Genomic DNA, 20,658 nt, shown 5'->3' on the forward strand with positions numbered 1-20,658 from the left:
AAAAAAAAGAACCACTTATAAAAAAAGTAATGCACCTTCAACTAGGTACATTACAACAAAATAAGTGGTTCATATAATTTTGTGTTATAAACTTTTTTGACCAAATTTGATTATAAATTTAGAATAAAATCACTTTCAAATGAATTTTGTACGTAGCCTTCTAATGACATTATATATTGAAGGGAACGAGGATTAGCTTCATTAATGATCATTGATTCTTTATAATATTTTTTTGCAAGTTCGTAGTTTTTTCTTCGGAAGTGTTCAGTAGCAAGATAATAATATATTATTGATTTTCTTTCTGGTAAATTACATAACTCACAGCTATTTATTAGATTTTTATAGCGGTTAATAATCTCTTCTCCAGCAACATCTTTGAATTGAATAATCATTAATAATTCAGAGTCAATTGCTCTATGGTAGTTGTTAACTTGCTGAAAATATCGCTGGGCTTTTTCAGCGAAATAATAAGCTAAAAGACTAGATTCAGTTTCATGATAAGCAATTGCTAAGTGATAAAAATATTCTGGGTTTTTATAGATATCATCTTGAATTGATGTTAAAAGTTGAATTGCGTTTTGGTAATCTTTATTTGTCAAAGATAGAATTCCCAATATATGATTTAACATATTACCTTCGTAGAGGGATAATTTGTGTTTTATTTTTTGAATTTTTTTAATGATAGTAGTCGCTTCATTAAAATTATTATTCAATAATAGAATTCTAATTTGAAGTAATTGATAAAAATATTTATAAGGTGAGATTGTTATTAATTCAATTTTTTCAAGATCTTCTTTCGATGCATTGATTTCGTCAGATGCCTGCATAATAATTGCAGCATGTAATCGGTCTAAGGATGTTTTTAATTTATTTAATTTTGTAACTTCTGATTCTAAATCTATTCCTAAACGTTCGGTTAATTTTTTTATTATTTCAGTAGATTGATTTACTTGATCGTTTTCAATTCTACAAATCTGTGCCCTAGAGCATATTCCATGACTTAACTGATCTTGAGTAATATTATATTTTTCACGATAAAACTTAATAATTATCCCTTCATACATAAATTAATCCCCTTTATTTATTAATACCAGTCAATGGTTACTTTTTTATTTTTTTATTATTACTATAATAATTTTATAATATATAACGACTTATTTACATTTCGGATAACTTAGAATTTTAGGAAGTAATACTTAGCATTGATTGAATTATTAAGGATGAAAATGGTCAATTTTTGGGAAATTAAGCATAAAAATGGTCAATTTTTGGGAAATTAAGCATAAAAATTACTGAATAAAGTAAATAGAAGACTATTTTTAATGAAATTTTTATATTTTTTTTAAAATGAGGTTTTAAATATGAATTTTGAACAAATGGAGCATATTGTCACTGTCGCAAATGAAAAGTCGATTACAAAAGCTTCTGAAAAGCTCTGTATATCTACTTCAGGATTAAGTCAATCTATTTCTCAGCTAGAAAATGAACTAGGAATTAAAATTTTTAATCGAACAAAAAGAAGCATTACTCCTACTATTGAAGGTAAAATAGTTATTTCAACAGCAAATTTTATAATAAAAGCTATAAATGAATTGAATAATGAGATTAACAAAAATAAGAATGAAAATCATTTAAAAATTGCTACAACAGCTGGATTAAATTATCACCTTCAGGACACAGTCTTGAAATATAAATTAGCGCACAATGATATTACTTTTGAATTAGGAGAGGTAGATAGAGAAAATATTATAGAAGCTATTTTAAAAGAAGAATATGACTTTGCAATTAAATTAGCTCCATTGAAAAGTTTAAACGGGATAAAAAATATATCTTATAAACTAATATGTACTAGTCATTATTGTATTGGAGTTGGAAGAAGTTCACCATTTTATTCATTGGAATATGTAACTCTAAATGATCTAAAGCATGTGAAACTTTTAAATTATAAACTCTCAAATTTAGATTTATTATGTAAATTGTTTAAAATGTCTCCAAAACAAATGTTTTTAAATACAAATAAAGCAAGTTTACTTATAGAGATAGCAAAAGATAGTGATGCCATTTTTATTGCACCAAAAATTGTATATGTAAATCATGAACTAATAATAAATGGAGATGTAAAAATGATTCCAATTAAAGAAAAAAACCAATTTTTCGAGATTGATTTTTTGCTTATTTATTCTGAAACAAAAGGTTTGTCTAATTTAGCTTCAGATTTTATTAAAGATTTTTTAGAGTATACGAACAATTTTTGTTAAGAAGTAAATAGAAAATTCTGACGGTGTGCCGTTCACTACTGTATATATTCAAGCAAAAGATGATCCAATAGTGAAGAATTCCTTTTGTAATGAAGATTTTAGCCTATTGGTTGCATTGGAAGAGGGAAAAAATTCGAAATAAAGTTTAAAAAGCTAACAAAAATTTGTTAGCTTTTATTTTTGTTTTTTTAATTACTTTATCGCTAAATCTTTTTCTCATCTTTATCTCATTAGGTTATACTTCTTTCCGAACAGAATATATTAGGGGTTTTATAAATACTCAAATAGCGGTGTCAAAAAATTTGTGTAAATTTGGGAATCTGAGATATAGCTCAGATTATAATTGAAAATTGGTTCAATTGATATCTTTCCTATGTATGTTTTCAACTGTTTGAATAGTTTCTTGGATTTTTTGATTTAAAAGCGAAGTATACTATATTAAAATAGAGAAACTTGTTAAAGAAAAGAACTAACCCCCGAATTTAAACTCACTTCATTCATCATGTTTTGACAAAATATGCAACTTAATATTGGTGTTCAATTGATAAGTCTACATAAAATGCATCTTAACGACAATTTTTTTTAAAAAAACTGATGAAAAAAAGCGAATTTTGATTCATATATTTAGGGTAATTTTCCCAATTTACACGACTCCAAATCTCTTTAATAATTGTAAGTACTTATGTAATTGTAATAAATCAATGGAAATAAATGAATTCCAAATAAATACTTAAAACCTATTAGAATCATTGTTTCGTAATTCATTGCACTACATTTGTAATAAAAAGTCAGAGACTTGGAGGAAGAAAATGGGGGAAAAGCAAACAACAATAGTAAGGTCGTGAAAAGCTTAGCTGTATTTGCTCTATCATCTAGCTTTATTTTAGGTTCACTTGGACATGTATCAAATATTACCAAAGCAGTTGGAAATACGAATGTTGAAAATTTACTTGCTAATTTAACACAAGAACAAAGAGCAGCACTCAACCAGATGACTACAAATGAATCAACAGGACTTCAAATTTCTTCAGATACAGATTTAAATTCTACGAAACAAACATCCGTCATTATTGAGTTTGTAAATAAGCCTGTCAAAGTCGCACAAATTGAAGCAAATGTAGAGGGTCAACAATTATCTGAGAAAGATGCATCGAATTTAATTGATCAGGATCATACTACATTCAATACAGATGTCAAACAAATATTAACAGACGACAATAATAAAAAGGTAGATTATAAGATTAATCGATCCTATAAAAATGCCTTTAATGGTGTTTCAATGAGTTTGCCAGCTAATCAAATTAAAAACCTATTAAAATCAAAATCAGTAAAATCAGTTTGGAGCAATACAACATTTTCGATAGATCCGCCTGCTAGTGATAATGACCAATTAAAAAAGGATGAAGCAAATGTTGCGAATTATACACCGTAGGATGGTCTAGATCGTTTACTTGCAGAAGGATTTACAGGAAAAGGAATTAAAGTAGGGATAATAGATACAGGGATGGATATGATTTTGTAGATAATGATAATGATCCAATGGAGACGACCTACGCTGATTGGAAAAAATCAGGTAAACCTGAAACTAGTTATGGAAGTGTATACTATACAGAACATGGTACACATGTAGCAGGAATTATCGGTGGGCGTGTGGGGTTGCAGATAGTGAGTTTAAAACCGTTGGAGCGGCACCTGAAGCAGATCTATACACATATCGTGGGCGTAATACTGATCAAACTATAAATATTTAAATAAAATTAATACAAATTATTTTAAGTAAAATCAAAAAGGGTGCAATCAGAGGCAATTGATTAAACACCCTTTTTGTAAGTAAAATGAATAGATTAGATTATCTTATTTCAAATACTAACTTTCCCTTAATTTTTAATAAATACATTTCAATAAAAAAATACTTGTTCCTTTATGCAAATCAGTGGAACACAAAATCCATAAGTAATACGAATAACTTGTGGATTTTTCTTCATTAATATTTATTTAACAAGCAACTTTCCAACAGATTTAGAAGACTTTAAAGAGGTTTTATATTCTCTTTTTAATAGATTATTTAATAAGAGAATATTTTTCCGGCAAAAAACTCTAACTGTGCTGCTTATATCCAAACAAAAGGCGTTCCAATTGCAGATTTATATGAAGATATTGCAGCTGAAGAAAAAGCTAGGGCAACGTATCAATGGATAATTGATTTATCTGATGATCCGGATTTAAATGATAGTTTAAGATTTTTAAGAGAACGCGAGATTGTTCATTCACAGAGATTTAGAGAAGCTGTTGAAATTCTGAAAGAGGATTGACAACAGCTGAAGATATTTTAATACTTAATAGAAAAAGTAGTAAGAAATAAAATTTCACATGACTTTAGAAAAACAAAGAAAAAGACCTGCCCTTGATTTTTTAAAGGGGCAGGTCTTTTTCTTTAATTTCCACTGTTGAACGAAGTGCGCAATATTCAACATCTCATGTGTAAAGATTCTGTAAAGGAAATGTTTGGGAATTTTGCAATAATTGATGAAATTTTCAAAAAAAAATATAGAATCCCCCAATTTTAACAAATTTAGTCTCCGAATTAAGAATCCACTAATTATTTAAAGTTTAAGGTATTTAGAACAGAAAATAATCGAAAAAACGACATGTTTTTGGCAAGAAATTATTAAGTAGCTGTTTTTGACAATAATAGCAGCTTGTTTTGGCATCTAAACTAGGTAATTTCCTTCGACACTCACCGACACAAAAATGCAAATTCCCCAATACGAAGAAATTTTTAGTGATGTATTATTGAACTGTAGGTTAATATTAATTATTTTCTAAATATTTTTAATAGTTAATCACGGAAACATCTAAAGGTGGGGGGAGAAACATGAAAAAGAGACAAAAGAAACGAACGTTATCTGCTGTTGCTTTAAGTAGTGCCATGTTACTAAATGTCACATTACCACAAAGTGCAATTCTTGCACATGCTGAGTCAAATGTCGATCAGAAAAGTAGCTCGTCTGAAGGGGAATTTACAGCAGATGAAGTCAACCACATATTGGCTGGATTGACACCAGAGCAAAAAGCAAATATTAATAAGCTTACCGGAGCAGATAATGCCGAAAAAATCCGTGTAGACAAAAAGGATTTAATCGGTTCAAAAAAGGTTAATGTAATTGTTCAATTTAAACAAGATCCAGCTAAAATACAAATCATTAAGCAATCTTTAGCTAAAGGTGGAGCAACTGCAAATAGTCAAGCGTTTACTAGTGAATATACCGAAGCAATCAACAAGGTTAAAGATTCACATGCAAATTTTAAAAGCTTTTTAAATGCACAGCCTAAAACAACGATAGTGGGTGGGAAATCTGTTAATTCTTCGGTTAGTATTACGCGAGAATTTACAGATGCATTTAATGGAGTTGCTTTAACCTTACCAGCGAATTTAGTTCAAAAGCTTGCAGAAAGTCCAGATGTTGCGTCTGTTTGGTCTCAAGTAGAATATTCTTTACCTGATGAAGGAAATTCTAAAACTACAGCAACAAGTAAATCTGTTGGCAAGCCAACTTCAGCACTTTCCTATTTAGGGATTGATAAACTTCAAGCTGATGGTAACACAGGTATCATTAAAACAGGTCCACGCGCGGGACAAAAGGTTAAAGTGGGTGTATTGGATACAGGAATCGATTACAACCACCCTGATCTTTATAAAGTAACACATGATGAAAATGGAAAATTATATGGTGGACATGACTTTGTTAGTAATGATGGATTAGATGCAAACGGAAACGTTAAATATGTAGATGACCATGATCCAATGGAAACAACTTATGATGATTGGGTAGCTGATAAGGCTAGTTCAAATCCAGTTTGGGGAACACCACCATCAGATTATAAGCCGTATATTACTTCGCATGGAACTCACGTTTCCGGTACGATTGCAGCAAATACGACGGAAAATAACGATGTTTATTCGGCAAATGGGGTAGCACCTGATGTGGCTCTTTATGGTTATCGTGTATTAGGACCAGGAGGACACGGAACAACGGAATCTGTACTAAGTGGTATCGATCAAGCTGCAAAAGATCATATGGATGTAATTAATCTATCTCTTGGTGCAACTGTTAATGATCCACTTTACCCAACAAGCATTGCGATTAACAATGCTACTTTAGCTGGAGTTGTGTGTGATGTTGCTGCAGGTAATAGTGGCCCTGGGCAAGCTACAGTCGGTTCACCAGGAACTTCAGCACTAGCAATTACTGTAGGTGCAAGTACAGTCCCTGAAGATATTGCAACAATGACCATTAAAAATGGTTCAGTTTCTTATAAAGCACGTTTATTTGGTAAAAACTTTTCACAATCAGACGATGCTTATAAAGGTCAAACACTTCCAATCGTTGATGTTGGTTTAGGGAGTGCAGCAGATTATAGCGGAATTGATGTAAAAGGTAAACTTGTTCTAGTAAAACGTGGCGTTGACTATTTACAAACAAAAATGGCAAATGCTAAAAAATCTGGAGCAGCGGGTATGATTATTTGGGATAATACGGATGATACTGATAGCCAAGGCTTTATTCCTAGTTTTTTAGGTGTCAGCATGGATAATGTTTATTCAATATCATTAACACAGGTACAAGGTCAAGCTCTATCTGATGCGATTAAAAAAGATCCTAAATCTGCTAGCATTACGTTCCCTTCTACACTTGATGCTTCTATTAGTAAGAGTGGAGATGAATTGGCAAGCTTTAGTTCGACAGGTCCAGTTAAAGATTGGACAATTAAACCTGATGTTGTAGCGCCTGGTGTTGATATTGCTTCAACAGCTCCATACGATATTTGGGAGCCAAATGCAGCACATGATTATAAACTTGGTTATCAGATTATGTCTGGTACTTCAATGGCAACACCACACGTTGCTGGTATTTCAGCTTTAATTAAAGCTGCACATCCAGATTATACACCTGCAGATGTAAAAGCAGTGTTAATGAATACAGCTAAAAGTATTGATACAGATTCAAAGAGTTATAGTGTCTACCAAGTAGGTGCTGGACGTGTTGATCCTGCTCGTGCAATTGCTACAGATGTGAAAATTCAAGTGTTAGATAAAGCAATTACGGCGGATAATCTATCAGATGCATCAACTCTACATGAAATAGATAATCTTACAGGAAGCATGTTCTTTGGTTTTAAAGGTCGAGGAGAAGGTGCAACGAACGGCTCAGATGATGTTGTTTCTTCAAAAGATTTTAATGTTTCTAACCAAGGAAATAGCAGTAAAACATTTAAAGTAAGTACTCAGTTTATATCAACAAAATTTGCTGGATCGAATAAAGTAGGTCCGGGCACTGGAAATGATGTAAAAGTTGATTTTACTGTCGATGGACAAAACGTAACAAACATTAATGTTGGCGGTGGAAATACTGTTAAAGCAACAGCAAAAATTACAGTACCATCAAATGCATTAGAGGGCACTTACGAAGGGTATATTAACCTAGTAAACACAGCTGATTCATCAGAGTCTTATCGCGTTCCGTTTACAATTACAGTTGCGGAAAAAGGCATTAACAATTTCCAAGTCGGGATAAAAGCGGCGGGAGTAGGAAATCTTTCATCTTATTATTTCTCAGTAAATAACGAAATGGAAAACTATTATATCCTAGTAAAAGACAAAGACGGGAAATATATAGGGTTAGCAAGCTCATTATTAGACGGTAGCAATTTCACTCCTGGTGTCCAATACGGTCCACGTATCGTACTATTTAATGGTTGGTATCTTCCATTTACAAAGGCATACGATGGCACGTATGATCAGTCTGGCATATCAAAAGACGTAAAAGTGTTACCAGAAGGCGCATACTCTCTTGAGATGATTGCAACAGGTAAGGATGGTCATCGTTACACTGCAGAAGATACGCTATATGTTGATGGTACACCTCCAACTATGACAATGGATAGTGACTCCAAAGGCGGAATTTATGAAATTGATCCGACAGGGTATCTACCTGGACAAGAAATTAAAGGGTTCACGGGTACAGTTTATGACTCGAACGTAGACGTAATGAAAGCTAACGGGGAAACGTCCGTGCCAAGCCCTCAGGATGGTATTACACCAGTTCCTGTTGATCAAGGCTTGAACAGTGTTGTAGGTTATCAAGATAGTATGTTCCCAACAGTATACTTCAATACCAATGCGAAAGGTCGTTTCCATTTTGGTGTTACTGCCGAAGACCTTACAAATAAATGGGGAAGTCAATTTATTATTGACCCAATTGATTATTCCGGTGAAAGTGATAGTATAAATGATCAAACCTATTACTTTATTAAAAAGGGAAATCCGTATGTTACTTTAACTTCATCTAATGGAGTAGATGCAGGACCAGGTAACGAAGATAAAGTGGTTGTTGATGCGAATAAACCATTCAAAATGACAATGACAACACACTACGGTGTTGGAATGACTGGCGGTAAATTTTTACTGAATGATAATAACGTTTACCAATTCAGTAATATTCGACTAACAGACGAGTATAAAAATTACCTTAATAGTAAAGGGATTGATCCAACTAAGGTTCTTACTGTAGGTCAACCTTATCTTCATGCATACTATCAACATGGAAAAACAACAGATGTGACACTTTCTAATATAGGAGCAGCAGGTGCACTTGACCATGATATGCCAATATTAGAAGCAGATGTGACCTATTCAAACCCTGATCCGGTTACGGGACCATTCCCATATCAATTATTACAAGCGAATTTAACATTATCAGGTGAAGATACAGAAATCGCATGGTTCCCAACGAATGAACCTTATGTAAGACAGAACATTTCTTTAATTAGAGGACGTGTGGCAGCGGAATCTTTCGCAAGAAATAACATAAACAACAATTATCCACAATTCACAGTTGATTCAGGTGCGAAGGTAACGGTGACGGATGATCAGGGCAAAAAATTTACAACGGATCAACCGACATCAACTAATAACACAATGGCCTATACGTTTATTAATCCATATTATGCGGTGACAGCAGATGTAAGTAATAAACCATATTCTATGGAAGCAAGTGTACCAGGACATTTTAAAGGATATGGAAAAACACCTGTAATTGGTCAAAACAAATACGGTTATCAATCAGGTACTGTAAAAGATCTTCCAACTCTTTTCCCAATTTTATTAGGAGGAGACGTAAATGGTGATAACGTCATCGATATGAAAGATTTACTGAAAGAAATCGATGTTTATTATCAATATAAAAACTTAAATAATCTTAATAATCCAGATAATAAATTAGCTAACAAAACTGCATTCTTAAACACTAATCGTGATGCAGATATTTACTGGATTAAGCCAAGTGGCTTTGGTTATGGAATTGATTATAACGATTTCTACTTTATCTTTAAAAACTTTGGCACGCAAAATCAAAGTGCGAAGGATGCAGGATTAAGTGTTCCAACCGCACAAACAACAGTTGATAAAGATACGACTTTTACAACACAGTATGCAGGTTCGATCACGTTAAATGCTGGTGACACATTAGAGCAAGTTATGCAAAAGCTTAACTTCCCAGCTCCAACTCAGCAAATCGTATCAACACCGAAGTTAGAAGATTTACAAAATGGAGCAACAATTTCACTTTCTCCAACAAGTGCGGTGTTCGTAGACGATGTAAAGTGGAGAAAATCAATTACAAAAATCATGTTAGGTTCTACTGATGTAACCAATTTAGTGACAATCAATCCTGGATATCAGTATACGGATGCTAGTGGCCAATCGGCAACAATGCCATCAAAAATTACGTTCCCTGGATCGTTATTCCCAACGGCAACAAATTACACAATGACAATAAAAGCGGCAGGATACCAAGATGTAACTAAATCCTTAACAATCTCAACGGTTCCAATTCCGACGCCAGCGATTCCGATTATCACTGACCCAACAGTGGCGCATATTGGAAAGGATTTAACATTTAACTTCACAGAAGATGCGAAATGGCGAAATGGGATTAATAAAGTGATTGTGACAACGAACTCTGGTAAGAGTATGGATATCACTAATCTGATCAATCCAGTTACAAATCAAAAATATTATGACATTAGTCAGCCAGGTAAAATTACGTTTAATGCGAAAACATTTATGACGGATTCAACGCTAGATCCAAATAATGGTTTAACATATAATTCAGCAAATGTAAATCCAGGTGGATCAAGTTATCTTCCACAGCTTTACAAATTTACAATCGGTTCACAAGGTGCTGATGGCACTGTTTATCCAGATGTAAATGCTGGTTCAGATCCAGTTTACAAGGCTCAACAACCCGTTGGATATAGTGTTACGTTTAATAGCCAAGGAGGAACGCCGATTAATCCGATGGCGATAGGATATAAAGCAGGCTCAAGTAGATCAAATGGTCCGAACAGTGATTTGATATCATATAAAACTCCTGCCCCAACGAAACAAGGCTATACGTTCCTTGGTTGGTATAATGAAGCATCAGGTACAACACAATGGGATCCAGGGTCATATCCTCAAACTGAAGACAAAACAGTTTATGCAAAATGGCAAATGAATACGACTCAAAGTTATTCACCTGTTGATAAATCGAATCCGAATGGAGCGAAATTCGACCCAAGTAACTTAAATGCAAGTGGTAACGGTTGGGTACTTGGAGAAGGCGATTTAAAAATCAACATCCCAGATTATTTAACAAATGTTTCTTGGTTAACAGGAAAAGACAAAATTGCAAATATTGAAGCGACATTCTATGGAATGAAGAGCGATGGCAATACAGATTCGAACCCGACAAAGTATACGTTAGACCCAAGTACTTATGGCTTATCGTCTAACGGAAATAACGGGATTCTATCCTTCACAACGGCTACACATGATCAAGCTGTTCAAGCAGGTCAAAATAAACTAGGTGAAAAGTTTGCCTTCAGTGAAATGCCAACTCTTTCAAACCTTGGGAATATTTTAGGATACAATTTAAAGATAACATCGACAACTGGTGAAAATTTCACAATTCAAAATATTAAACTTGGTTATAGACGACATGTTGATTTAAACGGTGGTACGTTAAAGAATGCAAATGATACATTCTTTGCTGATGCGTTAGTTAATGCACAAACAACAGCGCCAAATATGTCTACAGGTGCAACACATGTAACGAATGGAAATTTAACAATTAGTCCAGACCTTTATTTGGATGCAGCTAATTCAAGTGACAAGAAGTCGGATATTACAACAAATCCGAAAGTCTTAACCGGTAATTCTATATTCTATCTATGTTGGATTAAAGTTCCACCAACAGTGAATAAAGACATTGCTGGAAACATTGTTGGAAGCGATATTACGTTACCATTTACTGATGACGGAACATGGAAAAATAATATCAAAGCTGTAAAAATAGCTGATAAAACTTTAGAGCTGAATAAGGATTACACAATCACTAATAATAGCATTATCCTTAAAGGTGCACTATTCACGGTTGGACAAAAAGTCAACGTGACCATTGTTTCAGAAGGGTATAAAGATGTTGTAGTGGCTGACCAAGTTATTGGTTACACAGTTTCATTTGAATCAAATGGTGGAGACCCAGTTTCTGCTCAAATCGTAGATAGAAATGGGACAAAACCAGTTGATCCAACAAAAGTAGGATACAAGTTCTATGGTTGGTACATGGACAAAGATTTAACAATGCCATATGATTTTGATAACATTGTGACAAAACCAATCACACTTTACGCGAAATATGCATTAGCTGGTTCAGTTGTAACAGCTGATACAACAGACAATGCAGTAGGCAACGATATGGTATTAGAATTCAGTGATAAAGATTGGGCTAATGCGATTACTGGCATTAACATCAATGGTCTTGCAGTAGACGCATCGAAATACAATGTAGATAAAGAAAATCGTACGATTACTCTAAACAAGGGTCTGTTCACAAGAGCTAAAGATTATACGATTACTGTAAAGGCTAAAGAGTATGCTGATGTGACAGTAGTACAAAAAGTTGTAAATGGATATAATGTGCATTTCGTAATGCCAAAGAATGCACCTGCTGAAGTGAAGGATGCAACAATAGATCAAATTGTAGCACGCAGAATCACAGCACCAACTGTACACGGTTATGATCTAACTTGGTTTGCAGATGAAGCATGTACAATTCCTTGGGATTTCACAAATTCAATTTACTCTGCAAAAACGATTTACGGTCAATGGAAACCAGCAAAATACACTGTTATCTATGACACACAAGATGCTGGACTAGCAGTTTCAGTGAAAGCTGAGTACAATTCTTTACTTGATGAATCAAAACCAACAAGAACAGGCTACACATTCATTGGTTGGTATAAAGATGCTGAAGGAAAAGAAGCTTGGAACTTTGCGACAGACAAAGTTGCTGGCAACATGATCCTTTATGCGAAGTGGAGTATTAATTCTTATACAGTTCACTTCGATAGTAATGGTGGTAGTCAAGTTGCTGATAAAGCTACAGATTATAACACAGGAATCACTGCACCAACAACAACGAGAACTGGTTATACTTTCGTTGGATGGTACAAAGATGCTTTAAATACAATCCCTTGGAACTTTGCAACGGATAAAGTAACAAACGACACTACGCTATATGCGAAATGGCAAATTAATTCGTATACAGTGAAATATGAGAGCAATGGTGGTTCTACAGTTCCTGCTCAAACTGCGGATTACAATAGTATCTTAAACTTACCAACACCAACAAAATCGGGTTATACATTTGCTGGATGGTATAAAGATGCTACATTAAATACGCCAGTAGGAAACACTTTAACATTAACTAGCAACATTACACTTTATGCAAAATGGAACATTAACACGTATACTGTTACATTTAACACTACTGGTGGAAGTTCAGTTGCTTCAAAAACAGCTATTTACAATGCAACAATTAGCCAGCCAGCAGCACCAACTAAAAAAGGCTTTGTATTCGTTGGATGGTACAAAGATGGTGCAGGAAAAGTGGCATGGAACTTTGCGACAGATCGAGTTACTTCTGATACTATGATTTACGCTAAGTGGGAAAATGTCCCAGGTAAGCCATCTAAGGCAACAACAGCAAAAAACGGAAGTACTTCAGTTAAATTAACTTGGTCAAAAGTATCAGGTGCAACAGGATATGAAATTGTTAAATCAACATCAAAAACAGGAACATATTCTCACTTAACTAGCGTGACAACAACTAATTACACGAACAAAGGATTAAGTAAAGGTAAAACTTACTTTTACAAAATCCGTTCTTACAAAATGGTTGGATCACAAAAAATTTATGGTGAGTGGACAAGCGTAATGTCTATTAAGCTATAAGAAACGAAATAACAAGCAGTACAAATTACTCTTAAGTAACAAAGTCAAAAAGGGTGTTGATCATATTGAGACATATGATAAAACACCCTTTTTGTAAGTAAAACAATTAGATTAGATTATCTTTTTTCAAATACAATCTTTCCCTTAATTTTTAATAAATACTTTTCAATAAAAAAAGAACCACTTATAAAAAAGTAATGCACCATTCAATCAGGTACATTACAACAAAATAAGTGGTTCATATAATTTTGTGTTATAAACTTTTTTGACCAAATTTGATTATAAATTTAGAATAAAATCACTTTCAAATGAATTTTGTACGTAGCCTTCTAATGACATTATATATTGAAGAGAACGAGGATTATCTTCATTAATAATCATTGATTCTTTATAATGTTTTTTTCTAGTTCGTAGTTTTTTCTTCGGAAGTGTTCAGTAGCAAGATAATAACATATTATTGATTTTCTTTCTGGTAAATTACATAACTCACAGCTATTTATTAGATTTTTATAGCGGTTAATAATCTCTTCTCCAACAACATCTTTGAATTGAATGATCATTAATAATTCAGAATCAATTGCTCTATGGTAGTTGTTAACGTGGTCAAAATATCGCTGGGCTTTTTCAGCGAAATAATAGGCTAAAAGACTAGATTTCAGTTTCATGATAAGCAATTGCTAAGTGATAAAAATATTCAGGTTTTTTATAGATATCATTTTGAATTGATGTTAAAAGCTGAATTGCGTTTTGGTAATCTTTATTTGTCAAAGATTGAATTCCTAATATATGATTTAACATATTACCTTCGTAGAGGGATAATTTGTGTTTTATTTTTTGAATTTTTTTAATGATAGTAGTTGCTTCTTTAAAATTATTATTCAATAATAGAATTCTAATTTGATGTAATTGGTAAAAATATTTATAAGGTGAAATTGTTATTAATTCAATTTTTTCAAGATCTTCTTTCGATGCATTGATTTCGTCAGATGCCTGCATAATAATTGCAACATGTAATCGGTCTAAGGATGTTTTTAATTTATTTAATTTTGTAACTTCTGATTCTAAATCTATTCCTAAACGTTCGGTTAATTTTTTTATTATCACTATAATAATTTTATAATATATAACGACTTATTAACATTTCTAATAACTTAGAATTTTAGGAAGAAATACTTAGCATTAATTGAATTATTAAATCATAAAAGTTGACAAGTTTTGGGAAATTAAACATAAAAAATTACTAAAAAAGTGAATAGAAGACTGTACTTAAGTGAGGATGAAATTAGCTCAATTTTAAAAATTAATTATATAAAAGGAAGAATTTTTTAATGAACTTTTTTTATTTTAAAATAAAATTATTTGCGGAGGCTAAATATGAATTTTGAACAAATGGAGCATATTGTCACTGTCGCAAATGAAGAGTCGATTACAAAAGCTTCGGAAAAGCTCTTTATATCTACTTCAGGATTGAGTCAATCTATTTCTCAGCTGGAAAATGAGCTAGGAATTAAAATTTTTAATCGATCAAAAAGAAGCATTATTCCTACTATTGAAGGTAAAACAGTTATTTCAACAGCAAAATCTATTATAAAAGCTATAAATGAAATGAATATAGAGATTAACAGAAATAAGAATGAAAAGTATTTAAAAATAGTTTCTTTACCTGGCTTAAATCATTACCTAATGGACACAGCCTTAAAATATAAATTAAAGAATAAAGATTTTAATTTTGTTTTAAAAGAGTGGGAATTAGAAAAGTGGGATTTAGAACAGAAACTAGAAGCTATCATGAAAGAAGAATTTGACTTTGCAATTATTCCAGTTCCTTTAAAAGAATTAAAAAAGCTAAAAAATATGTCTTATAAAAAAATTTGTAATAGTCATTTCTGTATTGGAGCTGGAAGAAGTTCACCTTTTTATTCATTGGAATATGTAACTCTAAATGATCTAAAGAAAGCGAAAATAATAAATTTTAAACCTGTAAATTTTAATCTACTATCTAAAATGTTTAACGTATCTCCAAATCAAATAATTTTAAACGTAAATCACAATAATTTACTTCTTTATTCAGCAAAAAGGACTGATGCAATTTTTATTGCACCGAAAATTGGATGTGAATATTATGATTTAGTAAAAAATGGAGATGTAAAATTGATTCCAATTAAAGAAAATAATCGATTTTTCGAGATTGATTATTGGATTATTTATTTGGAAACAAAAGGTTTGTCTAATTTAGCTTCAGAATTTATTGAAAATTTTGTAGAGTATGTAGATGAATTTAGTAAGTAGAACTAAAGGAACGTGAGATTTTACATTCACGGAGATTTAGAAAAGCTGTTGAAATTCTGAAAGAGGATCGACCCAACAGAGGAAGATTTTTGACGGGGATTTTGTTGATGAATATGAATGTTGATTCGTTGATTTGGTCGGCAACACCATTTCAATTTAAAAAGAACCTTTCAAAGTACTCTTTTTTTGTTTGGATAGATAACGATAAAAGGCGTTTAGAGAATTACTCGTACATGAATGACTCCATTAAGTTTCGAGGAATAACCACAGTGATGAACGTCAGTGCGAAACAGTGTGAAAATCATTTGTCCGCAAATTAAATCGGGTCGTCAATCCGGACACCCGTTATCTCTTCAATTTTGAGATCAAGTGTCATTAATTCTTCATCATCTTCATTTTTTCGTGACCCAATAAAAATGCTTCGATCGTATTCATCCACATCTGCTACGTAGATCGGAGGGATGAACTGAAGTTTTTGTTCAAGAATTATAGACATTTTTTTAAACCGCGATCGATCGTATACGTTAATCCAAGTGCCTCAAGCCATTTTTCCCACACGGCAGTTGGAATTTGCGTTACCATTTTCATATTGCCAAAGCGTATTTTGGGCAAAACACAATACTTCAGCAAACTCCTCTGATGTATGAAATCCTTTTCCGTTCGATATCACTTCAACCATTCAAGTAAAGTTGGTTTCATTTCAACCACTCCTTTTCTCTTATACTATCAGTATAGTGCGATTCGAGTGTTTTTAAGTTCTCATGTTGAGAAAAAGGACTAGCAGCAAATCGAGGTACGCCTACCGGTTGTTGGAATTTATACGAATAGGATTACAAAAGAGGAGGAAAATAAGGAAAAAATTGTTTGGAGGACCAATGATGAAGGCAGAATGTTCTTTCAGTCAAAACGAACAAACTCTTCGTGAGATGCTATTCAACAGCTCAGACTTCAAATCAACCGATTTTGGGGCCGGTGAGAGACAGTACCGTCTGTTTTATTTACAGGCATCGATCGAGCCAGCGATGATCCAAGAACATATTATTCGTCCATTACTTCAAAATTTTCAAAGCAGTGTGCGTGAAGCTGTTTCCATTCTTGATTATAGCGAAACAGATCAACTTCAGCTTGCGTCAAAAGCGCTAGTCGAAGGAAAAGCAGTGGTACAAATCGACGGAGAATCGACATTCTATTTGCTTGGAGTTGAACTGACAAAAGAACGTTCCATTAACATTCCGTTAAATGAACGGTCGCTCCGCGGAGCGCATCGAGCATTAAACGAAAATATAGATACGAGTATTAATATGATGCGTAAATTGATTGAGTCTCCCGATCTTGTGGTGAAGTACTTTCAAGTTGGACGCCGTTCGAATACAAGGGTCGCCGTACTGTATCTCCAATCGTTAGCGAATGAGGTTGTGTTAACGGAATTTGAACGTCGGATCCAAAATATTGAGATTGACTATGTCGAAGCGCCCGGTTTTGTGACCGAATTAATCGAAGAAAAATCATTCTCGTTATTTCCAAAAATTCTGATCACGGAGCGACCAGACCGGGTTCGTTCGTATTTGATGGATGGGAAAATCGCGATCTTAACGGATGGTTCGCCAGATTCGTTAATTGTTCCGGTGTCGTTTTGGGCGTTCTTTCAAGCACTTGATGATTATCAAATTGGTTGGTTAGTTGGTAGTTTGATTCGTTTCCTTCGAGTCATTTGCTTTCTCTTTGCCATTTCATTACCTGGAATATATGTGACGATTGTCACATTTGATCCGCGAATTATCCCGTTCGAAATCGCATTGACGCTTCAAGGTTCAATGCAGTATGTCGCTTTGCCGCCCATTTTCGAAGCACTGACGATGCTTGCTGTACTCGAAGTTTTACGGGAAGCCGCGATTCGTATGCCGAATCCAATTGGACAAACAATCGGTGTCGTAGGTGGGATTGTGATTGGAACCGTCGTTGTGCAATCGAATCTCATTTCAAATATGATGGTTGTTATCATCGCGCTAACAGCGGTCGCATCGTTTTTAATACCATCGTATGAAATGAGTAGTGCAGCTCGTTTGTTAACCTACCCCTTTATTATGATGTCAACACTATTTGGTCTAGTTGGGGTCGTTATGTCATTTCTTTTAGTCCTAGGTCATCTATCCCGTTTGAATACAATGGGCATTCCATACTTTTATTCGGGCTTTAATGGCGATACAATCAAAGATACACTATTTCGAATGCCAATTCGAACCTTAAAAAAACGTCCGATGGAAAGTTTATCCAAAGATGAAACAAGATTCAAAGAGAAAGAAGGGGATTCTGGATGATTCATCTTAAAAAGATATCCATTAACCAACTCATTTGTCTTGTGATTCTCACTCAAATTGGCGCACATGTGGTAGTGATGCCGTATCCTGAATCTCGGCATGCTGGGTACGATTCGTGGATGTCGATTTTAATCGGGGGACTATTCGCACAACTAACAATTTTGGTCATTTATCAACTGGGAAAACGGTATCCTGACCGACCGATTCAACAATACGTCAGTTCAATTATTGGGAGACCAATTGGAATGCTCCTCAATCTGTTGTTTGCAATATACTGCGCAGAATCTGCTTTAATGGTTGTTGTCACGTATTCAGATATACTCGGCCGCTGGGTGTTAATTGAAACACCGTGGATTGTACTCGTAGGATTATCAATTTTGATGGCAGCGTATTTTGCTTCATCTTCCCTCCGCTCGATTTCGACGCTAACCCAATCCATCATGGGGCTGTTTTTGATTTGTGTTGTGATGATCGTGATTAGCGGACTCGGAAAAGGGGACTGGGATCATTTTTTTCCAATCGGCACGCACGGAATAGGAGCTGTTTTGAAAGATAGCATCCCTTCATTTTGGGCGTACGCTGGGTATGAGCTTCTTTTAGTTGTATTCCCATATGTCAAAACTCGTAAAAAGAAAGAAATTTTCATCGCGATGAGTGTGGCGAACGGATTAACGACCTGTTTTTATCTGCTGATCACAGTGTTTGTCATCTACAACTTTGACGAAGTACAATTAAATTCCATTACTGAGCCATTGGTGTTCATCCTTCGTAAATTCAGGTGGCCGATCGTGCAAAGTCTTGATATTTTATTTATGGCCTTTTGGTTAGCCGTCACGACGGTAACGGTCTATGTGTATTTGTTTTTGTCGGCTCGTTATCTCGCACATGTCGGTCAAAAAGAAAATCGACACCATTCGGTGTTGGTTTGGATCATCAGCATCATTTGTTTTGTGTTCGGAATATGGGGTTCAGACAGACAACATGTTTTTCGATTTGGGCACTATCATAATACAGCTACACTTGTGATGGTTACAGGAATGCCAACCGTTCTGCTTTTGATTTCGACCCTTAGAGGAAAGGGGGCGAGAGGATGAAAAAAGTCGCCCTATTCTTACTCTGTTTCATGCCACTGTTAAGTGGTTGTTGGGATCAAATGCCATTACGGAATTTAAATTTAGTCGACATCGCCGGAGTAGATGTGAATGATGAAACAGGGGACATCGAGATCCATTATGTGATTACGCATCTGACAAAGGCAGGACAAGGGTCAGGAGAACCCATGTCAATGGACAAAAAACTGAAAGGGAAAAGTGTGGTTGATGCAATCGGTCATGCCCAATTTTCTAATCAAGCGCCTTTTATCGGAATTAGTACAGGTGTTTATGTGTTTAGCGAACAGTTCGCTTCGCACAACCCAATTTCTGAACTTGAGTTCTTAATCCATGCGCCTTATACATCAATTAGTACCCCAGTCATCATTTTCGAAGGAAACTTATCGTCGTTTTTAGAAAAGGAACCAGAAAAGGATAAACAGTTTACGAAAGAATTTTTTGACTTTGTCAAGTTGCTCGATCAAAACAGCATCATCTCAACGACTTCTATGATGCAATTTATTGAAGCAACCAATACAGATTTAGCGTTACCAGTCATCAAACAAGGTGAAACAGGGGTTGAATTAAATGGCGCGTTATTATTCCGTCAAGGAAAGAATACAAGTGTGAAACTCACCAATGAAGAAGTTCAAATGATGGCGTTGTTGAGAGGGAGAGACAAGGGAAGACAGCGGTATACTGGGTATTTAAGTGGCAAAGAAGAAAAAACAACGAACCAACCAAACCAGAACGAATATGGGTTTTCAGTTAAAAAAGGCAAAGCGAACATCGTGGTTTCCTCAGGTTCGAAAAAGAACCCAACCATCACCGTTCACGTTCAGTTGAAGATTAATGCGTTTAAACTGACGAAAAAATTTTCCGACCTCAAGTCTGACGTTGTCAATCAAATGGAGAAAGAGCTAAGTCGTCAACTCGAAAAACAGGCGGCAGGTACAATCAAGACGATGCAAGAGGCAAATTGTGATGTTTTGGGCATCGGAAACAAATTAAAAGCCTATCATCCGAAGGTGTGGGAGAAATTGAATTGGGACAAGGACTATCAAACCATTTCCATCCAACCGGATTTTGACGTACAGATTCTAAACGCCGATTCGGAATAATCAAAGGAAACAAAAATGAGAGCTGATCAAACGGATGAGCTCTTTTTTATCTGAATGAGTCGAGATTCGGTTATGTGAGTAGTGCATTGCTAGCATATCTTGATAGGGAAGAACTTCTCTCAATAGTCCAAATTGGCGTTCATCGTAAATTTCTTTGATGAACGGTTCATATGAAAGTCGGCCCAGAAGAAGGTTTCTACCCGACATTATCAAACGCTCTTTAACGGAATCACCATTAGCTTG

General features: G+C 34.4%; 12 protein-coding genes and 1 pseudogene. 8 read left to right on the plus strand and 5 right to left on the minus strand.

Annotation, left to right across the window (positions count from 1 at the left end):
* Positions 1 to 110: 110 nt before the first annotated feature.
* Positions 111 to 1,064 carry a helix-turn-helix domain-containing protein gene (locus tag ACFVRR_RS15090; protein WP_387330004.1) on the minus strand — a complete coding sequence of 318 codons (954 nt, stop codon included), beginning with the start codon at positions 1,062 to 1,064 and terminating at the stop codon, positions 111 to 113.
* 297 nt (positions 1,065 to 1,361) lie between these two features.
* On the opposite strand from ACFVRR_RS15090, the gene ACFVRR_RS15095 reads away from it, so the two are divergent.
* From ACFVRR_RS15095 to ACFVRR_RS15110, 4 genes and pseudogenes are all read left to right on the plus strand, one after another.
* Positions 1,362 to 2,258: a LysR family transcriptional regulator gene (locus tag ACFVRR_RS15095; RefSeq protein WP_387330007.1), complete on the plus strand. Its 897-nt coding sequence runs from the start codon at positions 1,362 to 1,364 to the stop codon at positions 2,256 to 2,258.
* Between the two features lie 796 nt (positions 2,259 to 3,054).
* A complete protein-coding gene (locus ACFVRR_RS15100) occupies positions 3,055 to 3,690 on the plus strand; it encodes a protease inhibitor I9 family protein (RefSeq protein WP_387330010.1) in 636 nt (211 codons plus the stop codon).
* Between the two features lie 673 nt (positions 3,691 to 4,363).
* Positions 4,364 to 4,570 (plus strand): annotated as a pseudogene (locus tag ACFVRR_RS15105) (manganese catalase family protein); the annotation flags it as partial.
* Between the two features lie 563 nt (positions 4,571 to 5,133).
* Complete coding sequence (locus ACFVRR_RS15110; protein WP_387330013.1) at positions 5,134 to 13,596, plus strand: InlB B-repeat-containing protein; 8,463 nt, start codon at positions 5,134 to 5,136, stop codon at positions 13,594 to 13,596.
* Positions 13,597 to 13,973: 377 nt separating this feature from the next.
* On the opposite strand, the gene ACFVRR_RS15115 is transcribed toward ACFVRR_RS15110, so the two are convergent.
* A complete protein-coding gene (locus tag ACFVRR_RS15115) occupies positions 13,974 to 14,261 on the minus strand; it encodes a hypothetical protein (protein ID WP_387330016.1) in 288 nt (95 codons plus the stop codon).
* A complete protein-coding gene (locus ACFVRR_RS15120) occupies positions 14,245 to 14,700 on the minus strand; it encodes a hypothetical protein (protein WP_387330019.1) in 456 nt (151 codons plus the stop codon). Before ACFVRR_RS15120 ends, ACFVRR_RS15115 begins: the two co-directional genes overlap by 17 nt.
* Positions 14,701 to 14,970: 270 nt before the next feature.
* On the opposite strand from ACFVRR_RS15120, the gene ACFVRR_RS15125 reads away from it, so the two are divergent.
* The gene (locus tag ACFVRR_RS15125; protein ID WP_387330022.1) at positions 14,971 to 15,885 is read left to right on the plus strand and encodes a LysR family transcriptional regulator; all 915 of its coding nucleotides are present in this window, start codon (positions 14,971 to 14,973) and stop codon (positions 15,883 to 15,885) included.
* 316 nt (positions 15,886 to 16,201) lie between these two features.
* Here the strand turns inward: ACFVRR_RS15125 and ACFVRR_RS15130 are convergent, their stop codons facing one another.
* A complete protein-coding gene (locus ACFVRR_RS15130; protein WP_387330024.1) occupies positions 16,202 to 16,381 on the minus strand; it encodes a hypothetical protein in 180 nt (59 codons plus the stop codon).
* Entirely contained in the window at positions 16,372 to 16,497 is a 126-nt protein-coding gene (locus tag ACFVRR_RS15135) for a hypothetical protein (RefSeq protein ID WP_387330027.1), read from the minus strand. Before ACFVRR_RS15135 ends, ACFVRR_RS15130 begins: the two co-directional genes overlap by 10 nt.
* A 263-nt stretch (positions 16,498 to 16,760) precedes the next feature.
* Between ACFVRR_RS15135 and ACFVRR_RS15140 the strand changes: the two genes are divergently transcribed.
* The 3 genes from ACFVRR_RS15140 to ACFVRR_RS15150 are packed head-to-tail and all read left to right on the plus strand — an operon-like array spanning position 16,761 to position 20,415.
* Positions 16,761 to 18,203, plus strand: a complete 1,443-nt coding sequence (locus ACFVRR_RS15140; protein ID WP_387330030.1) for a spore germination protein — start codon at positions 16,761 to 16,763, stop codon at positions 18,201 to 18,203.
* Positions 18,200 to 19,297: a GerAB/ArcD/ProY family transporter gene (locus ACFVRR_RS15145; RefSeq protein WP_387330033.1), complete on the plus strand. Its 1,098-nt coding sequence runs from the start codon at positions 18,200 to 18,202 to the stop codon at positions 19,295 to 19,297. Before ACFVRR_RS15140 ends, ACFVRR_RS15145 begins: the two co-directional genes overlap by 4 nt.
* Positions 19,294 to 20,415, plus strand: coding sequence for a Ger(x)C family spore germination protein (locus tag ACFVRR_RS15150; protein ID WP_387330035.1), 1,122 nt, complete (start codon positions 19,294 to 19,296; stop codon positions 20,413 to 20,415). Before ACFVRR_RS15145 ends, ACFVRR_RS15150 begins: the two co-directional genes overlap by 4 nt.
* Positions 20,416 to 20,658 lie beyond the last annotated feature (243 nt).

The sequence above is a fragment of the Gottfriedia sp. NPDC057948 genome (assembly GCF_042887255.1).
Lineage (GTDB): Bacteria > Bacillota > Bacilli > Bacillales > Bacillaceae_G > Gottfriedia.

What these genes read in the sequence shown, in the direction of transcription:
- ACFVRR_RS15090 (WP_387330004.1), bottom strand. Translation starts at nt 1,064, where the DNA reads ATGTATGAAGGGATAATTATTAAGTTTTATCGTGAAAAATATAATATT.
- ACFVRR_RS15095 (WP_387330007.1), top strand. Translation starts at nt 1,362, where the DNA reads ATGAATTTTGAACAAATGGAGCATATTGTCACTGTCGCAAATGAAAAG.
- ACFVRR_RS15110 (WP_387330013.1), top strand. Translation starts at nt 5,134, where the DNA reads ATGAAAAAGAGACAAAAGAAACGAACGTTATCTGCTGTTGCTTTAAGT.
- ACFVRR_RS15115 (WP_387330016.1), bottom strand. Translation starts at nt 14,261, where the DNA reads ATGAAACTGAAATCTAGTCTTTTAGCCTATTATTTCGCTGAAAAAGCC.
- ACFVRR_RS15125 (WP_387330022.1), top strand. Translation starts at nt 14,971, where the DNA reads ATGAATTTTGAACAAATGGAGCATATTGTCACTGTCGCAAATGAAGAG.
- ACFVRR_RS15130 (WP_387330024.1), bottom strand. Translation starts at nt 16,381, where the DNA reads ATGTCTATAATTCTTGAACAAAAACTTCAGTTCATCCCTCCGATCTAC.
- ACFVRR_RS15140 (WP_387330030.1), top strand. Translation starts at nt 16,761, where the DNA reads ATGATGAAGGCAGAATGTTCTTTCAGTCAAAACGAACAAACTCTTCGT.
- ACFVRR_RS15145 (WP_387330033.1), top strand. Translation starts at nt 18,200, where the DNA reads ATGATTCATCTTAAAAAGATATCCATTAACCAACTCATTTGTCTTGTG.
- ACFVRR_RS15150 (WP_387330035.1), top strand. Translation starts at nt 19,294, where the DNA reads ATGAAAAAAGTCGCCCTATTCTTACTCTGTTTCATGCCACTGTTAAGT.